This is a genomic window from Pseudomonas sp. SDO52101_S400 (assembly GCF_054071635.1).
Genome location: NZ_JBSVWF010000014.1, coordinates 14,834 through 37,073 on the forward strand (window position 1 = coordinate 14,834; position 22,240 = coordinate 37,073).

17 protein-coding genes are annotated in these 22,240 nt (G+C 61.7%); 2 read left to right on the top strand and 15 right to left on the bottom strand.

Annotated elements, in window-relative coordinates; all coding sequences use genetic code 11:
- Positions 1-14: 14 nt before the first annotated feature.
- From ACW9HX_RS09305 to ACW9HX_RS09375, 15 genes are all read right to left on the bottom strand, one after another.
- Positions 15-1,169 carry a glycosyltransferase family 4 protein gene (locus ACW9HX_RS09305; RefSeq protein WP_457380357.1) on the bottom strand — a complete coding sequence of 385 codons (1,155 nt, stop codon included), beginning with the start codon at positions 1,167-1,169 and terminating at the stop codon, positions 15-17.
- Positions 1,166-2,611 (bottom strand): PIG-L family deacetylase, encoded by a 1,446-nt coding sequence (locus tag ACW9HX_RS09310; RefSeq protein WP_457380358.1) that lies wholly within the window; start codon positions 2,609-2,611, stop codon positions 1,166-1,168. The genes ACW9HX_RS09305 and ACW9HX_RS09310 overlap by 4 nt, the downstream gene beginning before the upstream one ends.
- Before the next feature lie 8 nt (positions 2,612-2,619).
- Positions 2,620-3,516: an antimicrobial resistance protein Mig-14 gene (locus ACW9HX_RS09315; protein WP_457380359.1), complete on the bottom strand. Its 897-nt coding sequence runs from the start codon at positions 3,514-3,516 to the stop codon at positions 2,620-2,622.
- Positions 3,516-4,646: a glycosyltransferase gene (locus tag ACW9HX_RS09320; RefSeq protein WP_457380360.1), complete on the bottom strand. Its 1,131-nt coding sequence runs from the start codon at positions 4,644-4,646 to the stop codon at positions 3,516-3,518. Before ACW9HX_RS09320 ends, ACW9HX_RS09315 begins: the two co-directional genes overlap by 1 nt.
- Positions 4,630-6,387, bottom strand: coding sequence for a carbamoyltransferase family protein (locus ACW9HX_RS09325; RefSeq protein WP_007952261.1), 1,758 nt, complete (start codon positions 6,385-6,387; stop codon positions 4,630-4,632). Before ACW9HX_RS09325 ends, ACW9HX_RS09320 begins: the two co-directional genes overlap by 17 nt.
- Positions 6,388-6,559: 172 nt before the next feature.
- Positions 6,560-6,895: a YceK/YidQ family lipoprotein gene (locus ACW9HX_RS09330; protein WP_457380361.1), complete on the bottom strand. Its 336-nt coding sequence runs from the start codon at positions 6,893-6,895 to the stop codon at positions 6,560-6,562.
- 159 nt (positions 6,896-7,054) lie between these two features.
- A complete protein-coding gene (locus ACW9HX_RS09335; RefSeq protein ID WP_457380362.1) occupies positions 7,055-8,506 on the bottom strand; it encodes a lipopolysaccharide kinase InaA family protein in 1,452 nt (483 codons plus the stop codon).
- On the bottom strand, positions 8,506-9,258 hold the full coding sequence (locus ACW9HX_RS09340; RefSeq protein ID WP_457380363.1) for a lipopolysaccharide kinase InaA family protein: 753 nt from the start codon (positions 9,256-9,258) through the stop codon (positions 8,506-8,508). Before ACW9HX_RS09340 ends, ACW9HX_RS09335 begins: the two co-directional genes overlap by 1 nt.
- Positions 9,255-9,989, bottom strand: coding sequence for a lipopolysaccharide kinase InaA family protein (locus ACW9HX_RS09345; protein WP_457380364.1), 735 nt, complete (start codon positions 9,987-9,989; stop codon positions 9,255-9,257). The genes ACW9HX_RS09340 and ACW9HX_RS09345 overlap by 4 nt, the downstream gene beginning before the upstream one ends.
- Positions 9,989-10,795, bottom strand: coding sequence for a lipopolysaccharide core heptose(I) kinase RfaP (gene rfaP / locus ACW9HX_RS09350; RefSeq protein WP_096819869.1), 807 nt, complete (start codon positions 10,793-10,795; stop codon positions 9,989-9,991). The genes ACW9HX_RS09345 and rfaP overlap by 1 nt, the downstream gene beginning before the upstream one ends.
- A complete protein-coding gene (locus ACW9HX_RS09355) occupies positions 10,796-11,917 on the bottom strand; it encodes a glycosyltransferase family 4 protein (RefSeq protein WP_457380365.1) in 1,122 nt (373 codons plus the stop codon). It lies immediately after the preceding gene.
- Positions 11,917-12,978, bottom strand: coding sequence for a lipopolysaccharide heptosyltransferase I (gene waaC, locus ACW9HX_RS09360; protein WP_457380366.1), 1,062 nt, complete (start codon positions 12,976-12,978; stop codon positions 11,917-11,919). Before waaC ends, ACW9HX_RS09355 begins: the two co-directional genes overlap by 1 nt.
- 1 nt (position 12,979) lies before the next feature.
- Positions 12,980-14,014, bottom strand: a complete 1,035-nt coding sequence (waaF, locus tag ACW9HX_RS09365; protein WP_039766536.1) for a lipopolysaccharide heptosyltransferase II — start codon at positions 14,012-14,014, stop codon at positions 12,980-12,982.
- Between the two features lie 51 nt (positions 14,015-14,065).
- Entirely contained in the window at positions 14,066-17,005 is a 2,940-nt protein-coding gene (gene glnE, locus ACW9HX_RS09370) for a bifunctional [glutamate--ammonia ligase]-adenylyl-L-tyrosine phosphorylase/[glutamate--ammonia-ligase] adenylyltransferase (RefSeq protein ID WP_457380367.1), read from the bottom strand.
- A complete protein-coding gene (locus ACW9HX_RS09375; RefSeq protein ID WP_255261909.1) occupies positions 17,002-17,127 on the bottom strand; it encodes a hypothetical protein in 126 nt (41 codons plus the stop codon). The genes glnE and ACW9HX_RS09375 overlap by 4 nt, the downstream gene beginning before the upstream one ends.
- Positions 17,128-17,389: 262 nt before the next feature.
- Here ACW9HX_RS09375 and aceE point away from each other — a divergent pair, with 262 nt between their 5' ends.
- Entirely contained in the window at positions 17,390-20,035 is a 2,646-nt protein-coding gene (aceE, locus tag ACW9HX_RS09380) for a pyruvate dehydrogenase (acetyl-transferring), homodimeric type (protein ID WP_457380368.1), read from the top strand.
- An 11-nt stretch (positions 20,036-20,046) separates the two neighbouring features.
- On the top strand, positions 20,047-22,011 hold the full coding sequence (aceF, locus tag ACW9HX_RS09385; RefSeq protein ID WP_457380369.1) for a dihydrolipoyllysine-residue acetyltransferase: 1,965 nt from the start codon (positions 20,047-20,049) through the stop codon (positions 22,009-22,011).
- Positions 22,012-22,240: the final 229 nt, after the last annotated feature.

A 22,240-nucleotide genomic window follows, 5' to 3' on the forward strand; every position in this document is an offset into this window, starting at 1 on the left:
AGCGGCGACCTCACTCATGGCTGTTCCTTGCGGGCCTGCGCCAGGCCGGAGTCGATCAGGGTCAGGTATTCCTGGCGGAAGACCTCGATGTCGTGCTGTTCCTGCAAATAGCGATAGGCCTGCTCGCCCTTGGCCTTGAGCTCGTCATCCGACAGCCCGAGGTAGGTATCCAGCGCCGCCACCAGGCTCGGCACATCCTTGGGCGTGATCGCCAGGCCACCGGCACCTTCGATCAGAGGCAACATTGCCGGCACGTTCGAAGCAATGACCGGCAAATGCCCGCTCATGCCTTCCAGCAAGGCCAGACCCAGGCCTTCGGCCAGCGACGGCATGGTCCAGATATCGAACGCACGCACGTATTGCAGGGCGTTCTCCTTGAAGCCCAGCAGATGGGCACGACCGTTCAGGCCCAACTGCTCGATCTCGGCCGCCAGCGGCGCTTGCAGGCGGCCGGCACCGATGATTGCCAATTGGGTGTTCGGATACTTGTCCTTCAATGCAGCAAAGGCCTGCAGCAAATAGGTGTGCCCCTTGACCGACACCAGCCGGCCCAGCGCACCGATCAGGCGCACATTCGGGTCGATACCGAGCAGCTCACGCGCACGCTCGCGGCTGTGCTGTAAACCTTCGGCCTGTTCGATGTCGATGGCGTTGGTGATCGCGTACGTATTCTGGTCGGTGAAACCGCAATCGCAGTCCAGCAGGTACTGTTTGACCGCTGGAGACACGCCGACGAAGCGCCAGTGCCGGTCGATCAGGCGCTGAGTCTGACGACGACGATAGAAGCGGTCGTACTCGCCGAAACCGTGGGAAATGCCGATGCACAGCGGCACTTTCAACCAGCGGTTGAGCGTCAGCATCATGTTCACCGGCTTGAAGCGGTTGCAGATCACCACGTCGAACTTTTCCCGGCGGCAGAACTTGTAGAGCTGCCACATCGCCCGCAGGCGCATGCCCTTGAGGGACTTGTCGGAAAACTCGAAATACACCGAACGGTCGGCCCGGCTGACGGCTTCACCCGGCCCGGGTTTGCCACGCAGAAATGCCGCGGTCACCTCATAACGATCCGTCGGCAGCGCCTTGACGATCTGTTCGGCGAGGTCGGCGAAATCATGGGATTTGACGTTGTAGTCGGGCTGCAGCTGCAGAACCTTTGCGCGTTGACTCATGACTCTCCCCGGTGCGATCCCGTCGCACCTGCTTCGCTCTGCTTCAGTACCCAGAACAACTCCTGGCGTCTGACCGCTTTGCGGAAAAATTCGTTCTCGCCGTAGACCGACGGACGCCGACCGGCCAGCAGTCGCTGAAACAGCCGCCGCAGGCGACGCTTGAACGGCGCCGGTGGCTGCAGGTCATGCATTATGCCCAGCGCCATGGCTTTGTCCCGCTGCAACTCGATCGGCAGTGGCAGGCACAGCGGCTGCATCGCCACGCTCGAATCGAACGTCGGCGGCAAGGCAATGCCCTGTCCGCTGTCGCCCATCGGCCAGCGATCGTTGTCGTGCAAGTGGTTGGCGTAACCAAGCAGGGTCGGTTGCCAGTCGAAGCTGCGCAAGGCTTCCAGAACGGCTTCCTGGGCGCAGAGATGGTCGGGGTGCGGATCCAGCGTCGGGTGCGGCAACACGACCACATCCGGGCGGGCACGGGACAGCACGTCACGCAGGTCGGCCAGCAGATTGTTCCAGGTCGGCGCGCCGTCGACATCGCCGGGCAAGGCAAACGGATTCAACTGACGGAACATCCGCGTGTCGCTCAGATCGGCTTCCCGCGAGCCCACCGGTTGATTCGGCGCAGCCTGCATCGCCGCCAGTTGCAGGCAGAAATAACCGAGCTGCACGCAGTGTTCCTGCGGCACGCCGGCCCAGCGTGGCACAGCGAGGCTGTCCCAGGCCCGCAAGCGGCCCTTGAGTCGCGATGCCTCGACCTTGTTCATGCCCATCTGCTGGTAGTGTTCGGCTTCAATTTCGCCAGCGGTCAGGGTGACAATCCACGCCTCGTCGGCCTGGCTGTACAAACCGTAAGCGGCCAGTTCGGCATCATCGGCGTGCGGCGCGATCACCATCACCCGCTGACGCCGGTAGTCCGGCTGTTCCAGGGCCCACAGCACTGGCTCTCCGGACACGCGGCAGAAACGTCCGCGCAGGCGCAAAAGGCCTTGAGACAAGGTCTGCGCCTGACCGCTGAGGTTCAGATAACGCAGGCCGTTGACGCCACGTTCGAAAGTCTGAGCATCCGGATTCGCGCCGCCCGCCAGTTCGACACGCGGATCGAAGAAACGCCCCAGCCACGTGCTTTTCACCCGTATGGCGAGAATCAGCGTGGCGTCGTCCACCAGCATCACGCCCTCGTCGAGGCGCAATTGCTCACCGCTCAAATGCACTTTCGGCTGCGGTGTGAACGGCGGAAAACTGTATTGGTAATCGTCTTTCGGCGAGTAGAACAGGTGATCGGCGAACCACGCCTCGTGAGCGATCCAGCCCACCACCGCCAGCACCAGCGGCAACCACCAGGCCACCAGCACGCCGAGGGCGATCAACACGATCAGCGCGATCAACAGGCCGATTCGTTTATTGCGCCGGTGACGCTTGAGCAGTTGCTGTTTGCGGCTCATGGGCTGACTCATACGGTGAAGACCGGCACAGGATTGCACCAGCGATCCTTGTATTCACGGTCGGCACGACCGAAGGAAAAGCGCAGTGGCTTGTCGAGTGCCCGAGCGTGCTCCCAGGCGCTTTGCGTATTGAGGAAACTCAGGACGCTGCCGGGACTGAATTCGCGGGTTTCGGGGTCAACGCCGCCATTGATGTACTCGACGCTGATCCACTCCGGCGCTTCGACCCGATACACCAGCTGAATGGCGATCGGCGCATCGTTGAGGAAGATCACCGAACCGATCAATAACTCGCGCAGCAGCTCGATGACCTCGGCCATCCGCGCCGCGCCAGTGGCCGGGAAACCCCAGCGGCGCTGGAACAGGTCGCAATAGATCGCGGCCAGCTCTGCACTGGAGAACTCGCTGACCGGCCGTACGACACCGCCCGCCTCTTCCAGCAGGCGCAGCTCACGGCGCTGGTTGTAGCGAAACTTTTTCGACAGCTCTTCCGGGGTTCGGGCCATGGCCAGCTGTTCGGTCTGCAACTTGAGACCGCTGAAGCGGTTTTCGTTGAGCGCCGACAGGTAGCGTCCGCGATGGCGCAGCGGGGCCTGGGCATCGGCGGCGGCCGGCAGAATCAGTTCGGCGTTGCCGAGATCGAACAGGCCTTTTTTGCCGTTGCGCTTGAGCACGTCCTTGGACAAGGCCAGATCGCGGCCCCAGGTCGGGATCGCGGCTTTGACTTCGCCCTGCTGTTCCCAGGCCAGATAGCGCACCGGGATGCCGGCCAGATCCGCCAGACGCTCTACGACCAGCGGATGAGTTGCGACGCTGCCGCCAAAACGCTGCCAGGCCTGTGCATAAGTTGAGGCGTCAACGGGCGACCAGCCACGTTCGCGCCAGCCTTGAAATCGGTTGAGCATCAGCCCCTCGGTGCCAGATCGGTAACTTGCGGCAAATGCCAGAAGGTGTCGCGTACGGCGCGGTCGGAGAAGCGTTCGCGCAGGCGATCAAACATCATCTCGGCGCACTGGCGACGCTGCTGCTCGTCCATGCCGGCCAGATGTTTCAGGCCCTGGGCCAGATGTTCGGCGTCACCCAGCGGAAACAGAATCCCGACGCCTTCGACCACTTCCTTCGCCCCGCCGCACGCAGTCGCCAGCAACGGCACGCCGGCGGCCATGGCCTCCAGCAACACCATGCCGAACGGCTCGTGATCGGAACTCAGGGCAAAGACATCGAATGCGCGGAAGTAATTGCGTGCGTCCGGCACCTGACCAAGGAACAGCACGCGATCACCGACGCCCAATTCACAGGCCAGTGCCTTGAGGTCACTCTCAAGCCGCCCCTTGCCAAGGATCACCAGTTGACTGTTGGCCGGCAAACCGGGCAGCGCCGCAGCAAAACCGTGCAACAGCGTGGCCTGATCCTTGTCCGGGTGCAGACGACCGACGTTGCCGACAATGAACGCATCCGCTGACAGACCAAGGGTCTCGCGGGCTTCACGGGCGGACACCTGACTCATCTGCAACGCCGACACATCGATGCGGTTGTAGAGGGTCTGGATTCGCGTCGCCGGCCACTTCGGCAGGCAGCGGCGCATGTCGTCGCGCACCGCATCGGACACACCGAGCAGGCTCAGACGCTTGCGAAAAATGTGCGCAAACAGTTTGCGCGTGCCGCGTTTGTAATCGTCAAACGCGTGGTGCACGCCAATCACCGGCAGCGAAGTGCCGAGCAAGGCGATGTAGATCGGCTTGAAGCGATGGGCGATGCAGAAACTGAAATTGCGTGAAGCGGCGATCTTGCGCAGATCGCCGATGGCACCCAGCTTCAGGCCACGAATGGCCTTGGAGCTGTATTCCATGAACAACACTTCGTCGGAGGCGCAGGCCGCGGCCACCTCGCTATCGGCCGCCCCGGTCAGAAAGACCGTGGTGACCCGATAACCGGTGCCCGCGAACAGGCTGGCGTACTGCCGCGCGCAGTCGAGGAACGGCCCGTCATAGCCGTGACAGAACTGCAGCACATGGCGTTCAGCCGAGCGTGTCATAAGCGTTTGCGCCTTCTTTGACCACCAGGATGTCTTCCATGATCAGGTACTGCAGATCCGAGCCGAAGAACATGTTCAGGGCGTCGGTCGGCGAGCAGATCATCGGTTCACCACGGCGGTTGAGCGAGGTGTTCAGGGACACGCCGTTGCCGGTCAGCACTTCCAGCGCCTTCATCATGTCGTAGTAGCGCGGGTTGTATTCGCGCTTGAGCACCTGGGCCCGGGAAGTACCGTCTTCGTGGACGACTTCCGGCACGCGGGTCTTCCACTCTTCCGCCACTTCGAAGGTGAAGGTCATGAACGGCGCCGGGTGATCGATCTTGATCATCTGTGGCGCAACGGTGTCGAGCATCGACGGGCAGAAAGGCCTCCAGCGCTCGCGGAACTTGATCTGGTGGTTGATGCGGTCAGCCACACCAGCCACGCTCGGGCAACCGATGATAGAGCGACCGCCCAGTGCACGCGGACCGAACTCCATGCGGCCCTGGAACCAGGCCACCGGGTTGCCATCGACCATGATTTTGGCGATCTGCTCCGGCATGTTGTCGAGCTTGCGCCAGGTCGGCTTGTTCTCGTGACGGGCACACGCGGCGATCACGTCTTCGTTGCTGTACGACGGGCCGAGGTAGACGTGTTCCATCTTCTCGACCGGCACGCCACGGGCGTTCGACACATAGGCCGCTGCGCCAACTGCGGTGCCGGCGTCGCCGGAGGCAGGCTGCACGAACAGCTCCTTGACGTCATCGCGGGCGATGATTTTCTGGTTGAGCTTGACGTTCAACGCACAGCCACCGGCGTAAGCCAGTTTGCCGGTTTCCTTGAGCACGTCGCCCAGGTAGTAGTCGATCATCTGCAGCGCAATTTTTTCGAACAGCGCTTGAATGCTGGCGGCGTAGTGGATGTAAGGCTCGTCGGCGATGTCGCCTTCGCGCTTCGGCCCCAGCCACTCGATCAGCTTCGGCGAGAAGTAGTAACCCTTGCCCTTCTCTTTGTAGCGACGCAGACCGATCACGTTGGCGTAGTCAGTGTTGATCACCAGCTCGCCGTTTTCGAAAGAAGCCAGGCGCGAGAAATCGTATTTGCTGGCATCGCCGTACGGCGCCATGCCCATGACCTTGAACTCACCGTCCAGCATGTCGAAACCGAGGAACTCGGTGATCGCACCGTACAGGCCGCCGAGGGAGTCCGGATCGAAGAATTCCTTGATCTTGTGGATCTTGCCGTTTTCGCCATAACCGAAGAAGGTCGTGGCGTACTCACCCTTGCCGTCGATGCCGAGGATCGCGGTTTTCTCTTTGAAACCCGAGCAGTGATAGGCGCTGGAAGCGTGGGCCAGGTGGTGTTCAACCGGCTCGATCTTGATTTTCTTCGGATCGAAGCCCAGTTGCTCCAGGCACCAGACGATCTTGTTGCGATAGCGCTTGTAGCGACGGTTGCCCATCAGGATCGCGTCGAGTGCGCGGTCCGGGGCGTACCAGTAACGCTTGGCGTACTGCCAGCGGGCCTTGCCGAAAATGCTGATCGGGGCGAACGGAATCGCGACCACGTCAACGTCGGACGGCTTGATGCCGGCCTGCTCCAGGCAGAACTTCGCCGATTCGTAGGGCATGCGGTTCTTTGCATGTTTATCGCGTACGAAGCGCTCTTCCTCAGCCGCCGCGACCAGCTTGCCGTCGATGTACAAGGCTGCTGAAGGATCATGGCTAAGGGCGCCGGACAGGCCAAGAATCGTCAATGCCACAGGGGTCTAGCCTCTTTAGTCTGCATTCAGGCGCAATGCGCCTTGAAAAATGATGTGCCCTCGCACCGGGCGAGAGACAGCTAAAGGGCGGGATTATAGCGTAAACGTGGCGGGAATGACCCTGTGCGAATTGCCCCATGTCGCTCACCCCGCAGAACCCTTGTCCATCGGCCTATCCACGGCTCGGCCGCCAATAAACACTGATATTCCCGTCCACCGCCTGACGATAGATCGTATACGGCAGGCAAGCCGTGTCGAAGACGCCGGACAGGGTCAGGTCGAGCAGGACCACCGGCACCAGAATGCCGGTGGGGTCTGGCGGCGCGTGCAGCAGGCAGAAGTCGTGGGCCAGACCGCTGTAGATGCGCGGAATGGACTGGCAGTAGGTCTTTTGTTTGCGCAGCCCGCGCGTGGCGCCCTCGTCGTCCTGCAACACAGTGACGGCGGTGCCGCAGCCGGTTAGCGCCAGTGAAAATGCACCGATGGTAATAGCCGTTTTGATGGTCAAGATTTGCCCTCCGGGAACGTCGGGGCAAACTAGCATCGGGGCTTTATGGGGGGCAGTTCATGGGTTCTGGCAAGGCCGTAGGACAAGTCACAAGGATCTGTCGCCACATGCCTCACCCGATTTCTATTGCAGAAATGTCTTACCGGCTTGCGAAAGAAATCACGCAGCGCCCGCTACATCCTTGGGCAATCTCTGATCAATCACCTGATACAGCGCGCTGCTCTCGGGCCAGTTGCGCATGAACCGCGCGCGATCCCGGGCGTAAGCCGGAGCAAAGCTGCCCGCCGAGCCGTGCTGGCACATCGAGTCCAGATCGATCAACGCCCAGCGATCCTCATGCCAGAACAGGTTGTGGCCCTTGAAATCGCCATGACTGATGCGCTCTGCAATCAATCGTGCAAACAGCTGATCCAGCGCCTGCAACTCAGCTTCCGGTGCTTTGCCACTTTCAACGTACGGCGCAAAACGCTCGATGATATCCGGCCCGGCCAGGTACTCGGTGACCAGATACGCCTTGCTGCGCAGCCAGAAAAACCGGGTTTCCAGCACCGCCAGCGGTTTCGGCGTGGCAATGCCGAGGAACGCCAGACGATTGCCTTCGCGCCAGGAATGCCAGGCGCGGCTCGGGCGCCAGAAGCGCTTGAGCCAGTGGGCAAAATTCTTGATGTTGTAGCGTTTGATGACCAGCGGACGCCCGGCCACGTCAACCTTGCCGACGCTGGCCGCGCCACCGGTCTTGTACAGATGGCCCTGATCGAGCAAGGCATCGGCCTGCTCCAGCACCGGCAGCATCGCAGGCTCTTCTTCGCGACGGATCGACCGTAGACCAAAGGCCCCGCGCCGCACGCTGAACAACGTGCACTCACGACCGACCTTGATCAGGAAATCCTTCAACCGCCAGGCGCGCACCTTGTCGATCTGCTTCTGCAAGGCTTCCAGCGGCAGTGCGTGCTCGCTGTTGCTCAGCAGGTAATACACCAGCAATTCTTCGGTGAACGGTTCGAGCGACTTGGGCAACTGCGCGAAGAACACCCCGAGATTTTCCAGCACTTTCTGCCGGGACAATGGCTGGCCGGCGGTTTCCGCACAGATGCCGGCGCCATCGATCAGGTACAACTGACCGCCGTGGCGCAACAGGTTGTCCAGGTGCAGGTCTTCCTGCCAAAGGCCTTTGCCGTGCAACTGGCCAATGGCGCCGAGGGCCTCGGCCAGTACCGACGATTGCTCATCGGCCAACACCGGTAATGACTCGACCTTGTTCCAGGCATCGCCCAGGCTTTCAGCGCCTTCGAGGAACTCGAACAACAACCAACCACCCTCACCGTCCTTCAGGCCATCAGCCAGCAGCAACGGTGTGGTCATGCCCTGGGCGGCGAGCAGTTTCACCCCCTCCAGTTCACGCTGAAAATGCCGTGCCGCCTTGCTGCCGACCAGCAACTTGGCCAGCACCGGTCGCCCGCGCCACACACCGGCCCCGACGTAACGCTGCCCCGGCAACACGCGCAACAGACTGAGCAACTGCAAATCGGCGGCGCCCGCCGCGTCGGCCAGCGAAACCGTCAGCGGCAGGCTCGGCGTACGTCCGGCGTTTTTCAGGTCGGACAGCTGCATCAGCGGGTCTCCTTGCGACTGCGCCGCGCGGTCAGCCGCGTGACCCAGCTATCGACCAGCGAACTGTCGACCGACTGATCGAGATATACCGCCAGCAACTCGCGCAACTGGGCATCACTCCACTCCGGCGCACGACGCAGCAGCGGCTCCAGATCCTTGACCCGATCGCGCTGGCCGAACAGCAGGGGCCGAGTCTTTTCCAGATCGATCAATTGCGCCTGATAACCAGCGCCTTCAGCACGCAAAAAGATGTGCTTGGGATAGAAACAGCCGTGCACCTGACGTACACCGTGGAGGAGCCGCGCCAGTTGGCCACAGGCCTTGAGAATCGCCGATTGCTGCGCGCCTTCCAGGCTCGACCAGCGCTGCAACAGCGAATCCAGATCATCCCAACCGTCGAGGGCACGGGTCAGCAAGATCGCGCGGACTTCGCCGCTGACCTTGCGCTGGCCGAAAAACGCCGCTTGCAGCGCCGGAATACCGAGCTGGTTGTAACGGCTGATGTTGCGAAATTCCCGGGCGAACGTCGGCTCGCCGAACGGTGCGTGCAAGGTGCGGGTCAGGTAATTGCTCTGACGCTTGAGGTAATAGCCGTGGCCTTCGAGTTCGAGCCGGAACACACTGCTCCAGCCGCCGCCGTCGGTGTTCGGTTCGTCCACCGCGTCGAGTTGCTTGTCCCACAGCGCGTCGAATGTGCCGAGGCCGTGGCGCTCCAGTAGCGCACGGTCTTCAGCGGCCAGAAAATCAGTCATTCGCGTCCCTCGAAAAATCTCACCACGTGGCGAATCCGTTTCTTGTCGGCGGCATTGAGCCGGTCACGCTGGCGGTATTGCAGGTAGAAGCGCAGGCGCTGGGTGTTCGACAGGTGATATTTGGCAACCTTGTCGAGACAGGCCAGGTCCTTGGTAATCCGGTACTTGAGCCAGAAACCGCGCCAGAAATCGCCGTTCGGGCAATCGATGAGAAACAGCTGCGCCTGATCGTCGATCAGCAGGTTGCGCCACTTCAGATCGTTATGAGTGAAGCGATGGTCGTGCATCGTCCGGGTGTAAACGGCCAATTGCCGACTGATGCCGTCGACCCAGCTGTGATTCTTCAGCTTGGGATCGTTGCGTTCAGCAAGCGCCGAGAGGTCCTCGGTGCGCGGCAACTCACGGGTAATCATCGCCCCGCGATCGTAGGCCATACCGTTGCGCTCCAGGCCCCAGGCCACCACTTCGGCGGTGGGAATGCCCCACTTGGCGAAGCGCTTGAGGTTCTGCCACTCCATCTTCACCCGCGGCTTGCCGAGATAACGGCGCAAGCCCTTGCCGGCGCCGACGTAGCGTTTGACGTAGTAATTGACGCCATTGCGCTGCACGCGGATGACTTCGGACAACGGATCGCGGGTCAGGCGCTCGCCTTCAAGCGCGAATACCGCTTCAAGGCTGCCGAAATCCGCTGCGAGGTCGCTGTACTCGGGCTCAAGATTCCAACCCGCCATCAGAGCGCATCCCCGTAGCGCAGCTTGCGCTCGTAGAGTTTGTTGGCCTTGCCTTCGAGCCAGCTCAGCAACGGCGCTTCTTCAGCCAGGATCTGGCGCAGCGGTTGCTGGAAGTAACCTTTGAGGAAACGCAGCTTGTCGCGACGGGTCAGGCCGATGTCCAGCGCAGAAAAGTACAGCGCTGCCAGATCCTTGTTACGCCAGCGCTGGGTAATCGCCGGGCGGGTCTGGGCGCGGTGCAGGTCGATCACCGAGAGTTTGAAATCTTCCGGGGTCACCGGTTTGTCAGTGTGCAGCAGGAAGTGGCAGATGTAGCAGTCGCGGTGGTTGACCCCTGCGCGGTGCATCATGCCCGTCATGCGTGCGACTTCTGCGATCAGTGCGCGCTTGAGCTTTGGCTGCGGCGGCTGCTTGACCCAGTCGATGCTGAAGTCTTCGAGGCTGATGGTCGGCGCCAGCTCTTCGGTGACGATGAACGAATGCTGATCCGCCGGGTTGCTGCCCTTCTCGCCATACGCGACGGCGGTCATGGTCGGCACGCCGACTTCCTGCAGACGCTGGATAGCCTTCCACTCCTGACCCGCGCCGAGCACCGGCAGCTTGGCGGTCAGCAGGTTCTTGAAAATTTCGCCCCAGCCAATGCCGCGGTGAATCTTGACGAAAAATCCGTTGCCGTCGACTTCCGTGCGCAAAGTCCTGCGGGCTTCCAGCTCGCGGTACACCTCGCCCTGCAAGCCCTCGACTTCCGCGAACGCATCGCGGCCAGCCCAAAGGCTCTTGAACGGTTCAGCCAGCATCAACTTCATTTAAGCGTGCTCCGCCAGAATCACATCGGCCGCGTGCTGCGGCATGCTGTAGAGGTCAGCCGTCTCGGCGAAGGCCAGACCGTTGCGGCTCCAGGCCGCCCGTGCAGCGTCGTCGTTCAACATGTCAGTCAGGTATTGCGTCAGTTGCGCCTGATCGAACGGCTCGTCCAGCACCCGCCCGGCGTCGGCCTCGGCGATGTAATGGGCGTAGCCACAGACCGCGCTGACCAGCACCGGCAACCCGGAAACCAGCGCTTCCAGCAGCACCGTACCGGTGTTTTCGTTGTACGCCGGGTGGATCAACAGATCGGCGCCGAGCAGGAAACGCGGGATATCGCTGCGCCCCTTGAGGAACGTCACGTTGTCGCCCAGACCCAGTGTTGCACTCTGCATCTGGAACAATTTGGGGTCATCCTGGCCGATTACAAACAGCCGGGTGCGTTTCTTCAGTTCGGCGGGCAATGCGGCCAGCGCTTTCAGGCTGCGATCGACACCCTTGGTCTTGAACCCGGAGCCGATCTGTACCAGCAACAGTTCGTCGTCCTTGAGGTTGAATTCGGCGCGGAAACCGGCGCGAATCTCGTCGGCATCCGCCGGACGCCGACGATCCTGGGCGATGCCCGGCGGCAGCAGGTGGAAGCGCTCGAGCGGCGTGTCGTAATGTTTGATGAACAGCGGCTGCTGCACTTCGGAGATCATCAGCACTTCGGTTTTCGCGTCTTTGGCGAACACCGCGCGCTCGTACTCGGCGAAGTGGCGATAGCGACCCCAGCGGCGGTACAGCGAGTGGCGCAGGTTCTGCGCCTTGTCCTCGAAGCAGCCGTCGGCGGCGTAGTAGACGTCCAGCCCCGGCATCTTGTTGAAGCCGATCAGGCGATCCACCGGGCGCTTGGCCAGGTCCGCTTCCATCCACGCGCTGAGTTTCTCGTTGCGGCGATGGTTGAAGAACGCCTTGACCGGCGCCACCAACACTTCAAAACCGGGCGGCACGTCGCCTTCCCAGATCAGGGTGTAGACGCGGATCTGATGTCCACGCTTCTGGCATTCGAGGGCGATGCGCATGAAGTCGCGCTGCAAACCACCGAACGGGAAATACTTGTAAAGGACAAATGCCAATTGCATCAACGCAGCTCCTCAGCCATCAACAACGTGCTCAGTCGGCTGGCGACACGCTCGGGATTCAGACGCGTGAAGCACAAGGGCAACTCGCGTTTCAGGTCAAACTGACGGGCATCCTGCGCGGTCGGTTGATACGTACATTTCTTTTGCAGGCACGGCGCGCACGGGAAATCGCTGCCGAGGTGAATCTGCAGCTTGCCATAGGCGCCGGTCAGGCCCGGATTGGTCGGGCCGAACAGCGAAATCGTCGGCACATCCAGTGCCGCAGCGAGATGACCGAGACCGGTGTCCACCGCGACGCAGGCCTGGGCGCCGGCCAGCACCTTGCCGACCCCGGCCAGGTTCAGTTTCGGCAGCACTTCGGCGTGTTTGAAACCGGCGGCGATGCGCTCGGCCCGGGCCTTCTCCAGCGGGTTGCCCCACGGCAGCTTGATCCCGACGCCGAGGTAGCCGACCCGTTCGGTCAGCTCACGCCAATAGCTTTCCGGCCAGTGTTTGGTGTCCCAGGTGGTGCCATGGAGAAACACCACGTAAGCATTTTTGCGTGGCAACTCGACCAGACGCTCGACGCTGAGGCCGTAGTCGCCCAGGCCTTTGGGCAAGTCGTAACCCAAGGCGATAGCGAACAACTGGCGCACGCGCTCGACGGCATGCTGTCCTCGGGCCACTGCCAGTTTGCGGTCATAAAAGCGCGCGGCGAGCGGCTCACGGGCCGAGCCCTTGTCGAGGCCGGCCACCGGGGCTTTGACATAGCGAGTCAGCCAGGCGCTTTTCAGCAGGCCTTGCGCATCGATCACCAGGTCGTATTTGTTCGCCCGAACGGATTGCTTGAAGCGTTTCCACTCGCCGCTGGTGATGGTTTTCCAGAGGTTCTTGCGCCAGCGGCGAATCGCCACCGGAATCACCTTGCCCACCGCCGGGTGCCAGGTCGGGATTTCGGCAAAGCCTTCTTCCACGACCCAGTCGAATTTGATCCCGGGAATCGCCCGGGCGGCGTCGGTCAGCGCCGGCAACGCATGAATCACGTCGCCCAGCGAAGAAGTCTTGATCAGCAATACCCGCAACTTAATGGACCTCGACCACAGAGCCCTGCAAACGCTGCAAGGCATCGTTGACCGCGTCCGGCATCAGCTGGCGCAGGCAGTTGTAATGGCCGAAACGGCAAGTGCGATCAAAGCAAGGGCTGCAATCGAGGCCCAGACGGACGATTTCCACATGCTCGGCCAACGGCGGGGTGAAACCCGGCGAAGTCGAACCGTAGACCGCCACCAACGGACGGTTCAGCGCTGCAGCAACGTGCATCAGGCCAGAATCGTTGGAAACCACAGAGTCAGCGCAGGACATCAGGTCGATGGCTTCGGCCAGCGAAGTACCGCCACTGAGGTTCACGGACTCTTCACGCAGGCCCGGAATCAGCCGCGCGCGGATGTCTTCGCCCACGGCGTGATCGTTCTTCGAGCCGAACAGCCAGACCTGCCAGCCTTCGCGGATGCGCGCTTCGGCGACCTTGGCGTAATGCTCGGACGGCCAGCGTTTGGCTTCACCGAACTCGGCACCGGGGCACAGCACCAGCACCGGGCGATCAAGCGTCAGGCCGAACTTGGCCAGCGCCGCCTCGCGGGTCACCGGGTCGATCTGCAGGCTCGGGCGCGGATACGGTTTCGGCAACTCGGCGTTCGGTTCATAGGCCAGCGCCATGAAGCGCTCGATCATCAGCGGATAACGTTCTTTATCCAGCGTGCGCACGTCATTGAGCAGGCCGTAGCGGAATTCGCCGCGCCAGCCGGTGCGTTTCGGAATGCCGGCGAAGAACGGCACCAGCGCCGACTTCAACGAGTTCGGCAGCAGGATCGCCTGGTCGTACTGGCCGGCCAGGGATTTGCCGATCCGCCGGCGGGTCGCCAGCTCCAGCGCGCCGTGGCCGAGCGGGAAGCTCAAGGCCTTGCGCACTTCGGGCATGCGTTCAAGGATCGGCCGGCTCCACTCGGGGGCCAGCACGTCGATTTCGCACTGCGGGTGGCGCTGCTTGAGACACTGAAACAGTGTCTGCGCCATCACCATGTCACCGACCCAACTGGGCCCAACGATCAGAATATTCATGTGGTTTCCAAAAACGAACCGGGGAGGCTTTACGCCTCCCCGTCTCGAGAATCAGCTTAGCCCCAGCTCGCGCCAGATCCGCATCACCTGCCGCCGTTCGTCCGCGAACTGATCGCCCGGTATCACCCCGGCGTCCTTCTGCAAGGCCTGCCGGTGGGCGGCGGAACGGTAGGCCTTATAGGCCTCGCGCAACAGGCTGGCGTCTTCGACGGGCATCAGCCCCTCGTGTTCCAGCTCTTCCAGAATGCGGATATTGTCCGTCCAGCGCAGCAGCGGCGGGTGGCTGTGCGACCACGCCAGGGCCGCGTATTGCACCATAAATTCAATATCGACGATACCTCCGGCATCCTGCTTGAGGTCGAACGGCGCAGTGGCCTCGAAGGCATTCGCCCCCATACCGGCAGCCGTGCTCTTGCTGCCGAGGTTGTCGCGCATCTTGGCGCGCATCTCGCTCACTTCCTGTTGCAGCTTCGCCAGATCCCGCGCCTTGCCCAATACCTGGGCCCGCACTTTCTCGAACGCCTGGCCGACATCCTGACTGCCCACCAGCACCCGTGCCCGCACCAGAGCCTGATGCTCCCACGTCCAGGCTTCATTTTCTTGATAGCGGGCAAATGCCCCCAGCGAACTGACCAACAGCCCCGACGCGCCGGACGGCCGCAGGCGCATGTCCACTTCATAGAGCTGGCCGGAGTTGGTCTGGGCCGTCAGCAAGTGAATGATCCGCTGGCCGAGCCGGGTAAAGAACTGCGCGCCATCAATAGGTTTCGCCCCGTCTGTTTCCGCCTGTGGATCGCCGTCGTGGATGAACACCAGATCCAGATCCGAACCATGCCCCAATTCGATCCCGCCGACTTTCCCATAACCGACAATGATGAAGCCGGGATCGCACAACGTGCCATCGGTGCGCAGCGGCGTACCGTACTTGGCCACGGTCTGGCGCCAGGCCAGGGCCAGCACTTGCTCCAGAATCGCTTCGGCGAGCCAGGTCAGGTAATCGCTGACTTTCATCAACGGCAGGCTGCCGGCGATTTCCGAGGCGGCGACGCGCAAGCGGTGCGCCAGTTTGAAATGGCGCAGGGCTTCCATCTGTTGTTCGAGGTCGTCTTCCGGGATCCGGGTCAGGCGCTCGCGCAATTCAGCGGCCAGTTCCGGCGCCAACGGCGGCTTGAACAGGCGACCTTCGTTGAGCAACTCATCGAGCAGCAGCGGGAAACGGGTGATCTGCTCGGCGATCCACGGGCTCGCGGCGCACAGGGTCAGCAAGCGACGCAACGCACCGGGGTTTTCCGTCAGCAACACCAGATAAGCCGAACGCCGGGCGACCGCTTCGACCAGCGGCAGCACCCGTTCAAGCACCAGGTCCGGATTATCGTGCTCCACTGCCTGAGCGAGCAGGCGCGGAATAAAGGCATCGAGGCGCTCGCGCCCCAGACGCTGCATCGCCCGCAATTGCGGACTGCTGCGCAGACCGGCCAGCGCTCTCAAGGCTTTGGTGGCGTCGGCGAAACCGCCTTCTTCCAACTGGCGGCAGGCGGCTTCTTCGTCCTGCGCCTCCTCCCACAGCGGCAGCCATTCACCGCCGACCACCACTTCGCTTTCGGTGCCCTCTTCCTCATCGGGATCGGCGATGACCTGAGCAAAATGCCAGGCCACCCGGCCACGCCAGAACATCAATTTTTCATGGAAGGCGTCCCAGTCGGCAAAACCGAGCATGAAGGCGATGCGCGCCTGATCTTGTGCAGTGTCCGGGAGCATCTGGGTCTGGCGGTCGGCAATCGCCTGGATCGCGTGCTCGGTGTAGCGCAGGAATTCGTAACCTTCGCGCAACTCGCTGATTACCGCCGGCGGCAGGTAACCCTGCCCTTCCAGCGTGCTCAACACCTTTAATAGAGGCCGCTGTTGCAGGCTCAGATCGCGACCACCGTGGATCAACTGAAAGGCCTGGGCGATGAACTCGACTTCACGGATGCCACCGGAGCCAAGTTTGATGTTGTCGGCCATGCCCTTGCGCCGGACTTCCTGCTGGATCAGCTGCTTCATGGTGCGCAGCGCTTCGATCGCCGAGAAGTCCAGATAGCGCCGATAAACGAACGGCCGCAGCATTTCCTGCAACTGCGCCCCGGCCACCTGATCGCCAGCCACCACCCGCGACTTGATCATCGCGTAGCGTTCCCAGTCGCGGCCCTGATCCTGGTAATACTGCTCCAGCGCATTGAAGCTCAGCACCAGCGCACCGGACGAGCCGTACGGGCGCAAGCGCATGTCGACGCGAAACACAAAGCCGTCGACAGTCATCGGGTCGAGGGCCTTGATCAGGCGCTGACCGAGACGGATGAAGAATTCCTGGTTATCCAGCGCACGCTTCACGCCGACGGTTTCGCCGCCCTCGGGGTAGGCGAAAATCAGGTCGATGTCCGAGGACAGGTTCAGCTCGACCGCGCCGAGCTTGCCCATGCCGAGGATGACCATTTGCTGCGGCTCACCGCTGCGACGGCCGGTGGGCGTGCCGAATTGTTCGCAATGGCGGCTGTACAGCCATTGATAAGCCTGATCGATGCTGGCGTCGGCCATGTCCGACAGGTCGCGACAGGTTTGCACCAGATCGGCCTGGCGGGTCAGGTCGCGCCAGATGATCCGTACCTGATGCCGGGCGCGCTGACGACGCAGGACTCGACCCAGCTCATCCTCGGTCTGCGCGGTGCTGACCGCTGCCGCAATCTGCCCGCACAGCTCGCCGGGGGCGAACGGCCGGTCGAGTTCGCCGGACTGCACCAGCGACAGCAACATCAAAGGGTCACGAACGCTCTGTTCAATCACGAAATCGCTGGCGGCGGTGACGCGGGCGAACTGCGCCCAGCGCTCCGGGGTCCAGGTGGAGAAGCCGTGATCGTCTTCAAGCTGAGCGACGGCCGTACGGAACGACTGCTCGGATCGGCTGACCAACGGCAGGAGAATGGCGGGCAGTTCGGCAAGCGCGGGCAGGGTCATGGTCTATCCTTGATCGGCGTGTAAATGGCCGCTTGTAGTGATGATTGAAAAACCGCTACGCGAAGGACTGTCGAACAAAAGTGAGAAATAGCTGAAATTTCTTTTTCTTTGGCAGCCAGCATCAAACTTTCACCTTTTTCGGATGGCTAAAGACCAACCTTAACGATTATTCTCACAACGCAGTCGGAGGCCACAAGCCTTTCATCTGTAGTTTTACTACTCGTCTATACATTCGAAAGGCTGAAATGCCGGATGATTTGTAGTAAAACTACACGCCGCCGGAACAACCTGTCGGCAATCCAAGAATTTTAAATCGTCTGCCCACAAGGCCAGTCGCAAACTCAGGCAACCGATTCTGGAAGCCTTTCCGCCCTGGAGCAAGCCATGCAAGACCTCGATCCCGTCGAAACCCAGGAATGGCTGGACGCCCTGGAATCGGTTCTCGACAAAGAAGGCGAAGACCGTGCTCACTATCTGATGACCCGTATGGGCGAACTCGCGACCCGCAGCGGCTCGCAACTGCCTTACGCCATCACCACGCCTTACCGCAACACGATTCCCGTTACCCACGAAGCACGCATGCCTGGCGACCTGTTCATGGAACGCCGCATTCGCTCGCTGGTACGCTGGAACGCGATGGCCATGGTAATGCGTACGAACCTGAAAGATTCTGACCTGGGCGGTCACATCTCCAGCTTCGCTTCCAGCGCGACCCTGTACGACATCGGTTTCAACTACTTCTTCCAGGCCCCGACCGACGAGCACGGCGGCGACCTGATCTACTTCCAGGGTCACACCTCGCCAGGCGTCTACGCCCGTGCGTTCATGGAAGGCCGCATCACCGAAGACCAGATGAACAACTTCCGCCAGGAAGTCGACGGTCAGGGCCTGTCGTCCTATCCGCACCCTTGGCTGATGCCTGACTTCTGGCAGTTCCCGACCGTTTCGATGGGTCTGGGCCCGATCCAGGCGATCTACCAGGCTCGCTTCATGAAGTACCTGGAACACCGCGGCTTCATCCAGCCGGGCAAACAGAAAGTCTGGTGCTTCCTGGGCGACGGCGAGTGCGACGAGCCGGAATCCCTGGGCGCGATCTCCCTGGCCGGCCGCGAGAAGCTGGACAACCTGATCTTCGTCATCAACTGCAACCTGCAGCGCCTCGACGGCCCGGTACGCGGCAACGGCAAGATCATCCAGGAACTCGAAGGCGTGTTCCGCGGTGCTCAGTGGAACGTGACCAAAGTCATCTGGGGCCGTTTCTGGGACCCACTGCTGGCCAAGGACGTCGACGGCATCCTGCAGCGTCGCATGGACGAAGTCATCGACGGCGAGTACCAGAACTACAAAGCCAAAGACGGCGCGTTCGTGCGTGAACACTTCTTCAACACGCCTGAACTCAAGGCGATGGTTGCAGATCTGTCCGACGACGAGATCTGGAAACTCAACCGTGGCGGCCACGACCCGTACAAGGTCTACGCGGCGTACCACGAAGCGGTCAACCACAAAGAACAACCGACCGTCATCCTGGCCAAGACCATCAAGGGTTACGGCACCGGTGCGGGCGAAGCGAAGAACACTGCGCACAACACCAAGAAAGTCGACGTCGACAGCCTGAAGCTGTTCCGCGACCGCTTCGACATTCCGGTGAAAGACGAAGAGCTGGAAAACCTGCCGTTCTTCAAGCCTGAGCCAAACAGCGCCGAAGCCCGCTACCTGGCCGAGCGCCGTGCCGCACTGGGCGGTTTCGTGCCTCAGCGTCGCGCACAGAGCATCAGCGTACCGACTCCGGATCTGGATACCCTAAAGGCAATCCTCGACGGTTCCGGCGACCGTGAAATTTCCACCACCATGGCCTTCGTGCGGATCCTCGCGCAACTGGTCAAGGACAAGGAAATCGGCCCGCGCATCGTTCCGATCATTCCGGACGAAGCCCGTACCTTCGGTATGGAAGGCATGTTCCGTCAGCTGGGCATCTACTCGTCCGTCGGCCAGCTCTACGAGCCAGTCGATAAAGACCAGGTGATGTTCTACAAGGAAGACCAGAAAGGTCAGATCCTTGAAGAAGGCATCAACGAAGCAGGCGCCATGAGCTCCTTCATCGCCGCCGGTACTTCGTACTCCAGCCACAACCAGCCAATGCTGCCGTTCTACATCTTCTACTCGATGTTCGGCTTCCAGCGTATCGGCGATCTGGCATGGGCCGCTGGCGACAGCCGCACCCGTGGTTTCCTGATCGGCGGCACCGCCGGCCGTACCACCCTGAACGGTGAAGGCCTGCAGCACGAAGACGGTCACAGCCACCTGCTGGCTGCCACCATCCCGAACTGCCGCACCTACGATCCGACCTACGGCTACGAGCTGGCGGTGATCATTCAGGACGGCATGAAGAAGATGACCGAAGAGCAACAGGACATCTTCTATTACATCACTGTGATGAACGAGTCCTACCAGCAGCCAGCCATGCCGGCCGGTGCCGAAGAAGGCATCAAGAAAGGCATGTACCTGCTGGAAGAAGACACCCGCGAAGCGGCGCACCACGTACAGCTGATGGGCTCCGGCACCATCCTGCGTGAAGTCCGCGAAGCGGCGAAGATCCTGCGTGAAGAGTTCAACGTCGGTGCCGACGTGTGGAGCGTCACCAGCTTCAACGAACTGCGTCGCGACGGCCTGGCCGTAGAGCGCAGCAACCGTCTGAAACCAGGCCAGAAGCCTAAGCGCAGCTACGTCGAAGAGTGCCTGAGCGGCCGCAAGGGTCCGGTCATCGCTTCTACCGACTACATGAAACTGTTCGCCGAGCAGATCCGTCAGTGGGTACCGTCCAAGGAATTCAAAGTCCTGGGCACCGACGGTTTCGGCCGCAGCGACAGCCGCAAGAAACTGCGTCATTTCTTCGAAGTCGACCGTCATTTCGTGGTGTTGGCAGCCCTGGAAGCACTGGCTGACCGTGGCGATATCGAACCTAAAGTCGTGGCCGAGGCCATTACCAAGTTCGGCATCGACCCGGAAAAACGCAACCCACTGGACTGCTGAGGAGAAACTCTGTGAGCGAACTCATTCGCGTACCTGACATCGGCAGCGGTGAAGGTGAAGTAATCGAACTGTTTGTGAAGGTCGGCGACCGTATCGAAGCCGACCAGAGCATCCTGACTCTGGAATCGGACAAGGCCAGCATGGAAGTGCCGGCCCCGAAGGCCGGCGTCATCAAGAGCCTGAAAGTGAAGCTGGGCGATCGCCTGAAAGAAGGCGACGAACTGCTGGAACTGGAAGTCGAGGGCGCCGCGCAAGCGGCCCCTGCTCCGGCTGCTGCTCCTGCCGCCAAGGCTGAAGCTGCGCCGGCTGCCGCTCCTGCACCGGCTGCGCCAGCCGCAGCTCCGGCTGCCGCTTCGGTTCAGCAAGTGCACGTGCCGGACATCGGTTCGTCGGGCAAGGCCCAGATCATCGAGATCCAGGTCAAGGTCGGCGACAAGGTCGAGGCTGATCAGTCGCTGATCACCCTGGAATCCGACAAGGCGAGCATGGAAATCCCGTCGCCTGCCGCTGGCGTGGTCAAGGCCATCAGCGTCAAGTTGAACGACGAAGTCGGCACTGGCGACCTGATCCTGGATCTGGAAGTGGCGGGTGCTGCGGCCCCTGCTGCTGCCGCTCCGGCCCAGGCTGCTGCTCCAGCCGCTGCCGCTGCGCCGGCTCCAGCCGCCGCACCTGCCGCACCGGTTGCCGACAGCGTTCAGGACATCCACGTTCCGGACATCGGTTCGGCCGGCAAGGCCAAGATCATCGAAGTGCTGGTCAAGGCTGGCGACAGCGTTGAAGCCGACCAGTCGCTGATCACTCTGGAATCCGACAAGGCGAGCATGGAAATCCCGTCGCCTGCCGCTGGCGTGGTGGAAAGCATTTCCATCAAGCTGGACGACGAAGTCGGCACTGGCGACCTGATCCTCAAGCTGAAAGTCAAAGGCGCTGCTCCAGCTGCTGCCCCGGCTCCAGCTGCCGCTGCTGCTCCGAGCGCTCCGGCGCCAGCCGCTGCTGCTCCGGCTGCCGCTGCACCTGCTGCTGCCGCCCCAGTTGCTGCTCCAGCCAAGCCTGGTGCGAAAGTTCACGCCGGCCCTGCCGTGCGTCAACTGGCTCGCGAGTTCGGCGTCGAGCTGAGCGCTGTCGGCGCCAGCGGTCCGCACGGTCGCATCCTGAAAGAAGACGTGCAGACTTACGTCAAAGCCATGATGCAGAAGGCCAAGGAAGCTCCGGCCGCTGCTGCTGGCGCAACCGGTGGCGCGGGCATCCCGCCGATTCCGGTCGTCGACTTCAGCCGCTTCGGCGAAATCGAAGAAGTGCCGATGACCCGCCTGATGCAGGTCGGTGCCGCCAACCTGCACCGCAGCTGGCTGAATGTGCCGCACGTGACGCAATTCGACTCGGCGGATATCACCGAGCTGGAAGCGTTCCGCAACGCACAGAAAGCTGTCGCAGAGAAGGCCGGCGTCAAGCTGACCATTCTGCCGCTGCTGCTCAAGTCCTGCGCACACCTGCTCAAGGAGCTGCCGGACTTCAACAGCTCGCTGGCTCCAAGCGGCAAGGCGATCATCCGCAAGAAATACGTGAACATCGGCTTCGCCGTCGACACCCCGGATGGCCTGCTGGTACCGGTCATCAAGAACGTCGACCAGAAGAGCCTGCTGCAACTGGCCGCCGAGGCCGCTTCCCTGGCTGAAAAAGCCCGGACCAAGAAGCTCTCGTCGGACGAGATGCAAGGCGCCTGCTTCACCATTTCCAGCCTCGGCCACATTGGCGGCACCGGCTTCACGCCGATCGTCAACGCGCCGGAAGTGGCGATCCTCGGTGTTTCCAAGGCAACCATCCAGCCAGTCTGGGATGGCAAAGCCTTCCAGCCGAAACTGATGCTGCCACTGTCGCTGTCCTACGATCACCGCGTGATCAACGGCGCCGCTGCTGCACGCTTCACCAAGCGTCTGAGCGATCTGCTGGCGGACATCCGCACCATCCTGCTGTAAAGCGCTCGGCCCTCCGGCAACGGAGGGCCGACTGCGTTCCACGTTTTCGAGCGCCACACGCTCGTACCTCAACCCCGTCAGTTTGGCGGGGCTTTTTTTTGCCTGAAATAACACGCGCCTGCACTTTTCCCACAACTTGCGCTGACATCAGCCACAGTTCAAGTCCATTTTCTGTCGATATTTTTAAGCAACAGACAACTAACCTTGGCGCACTAATACCAGCCATTAA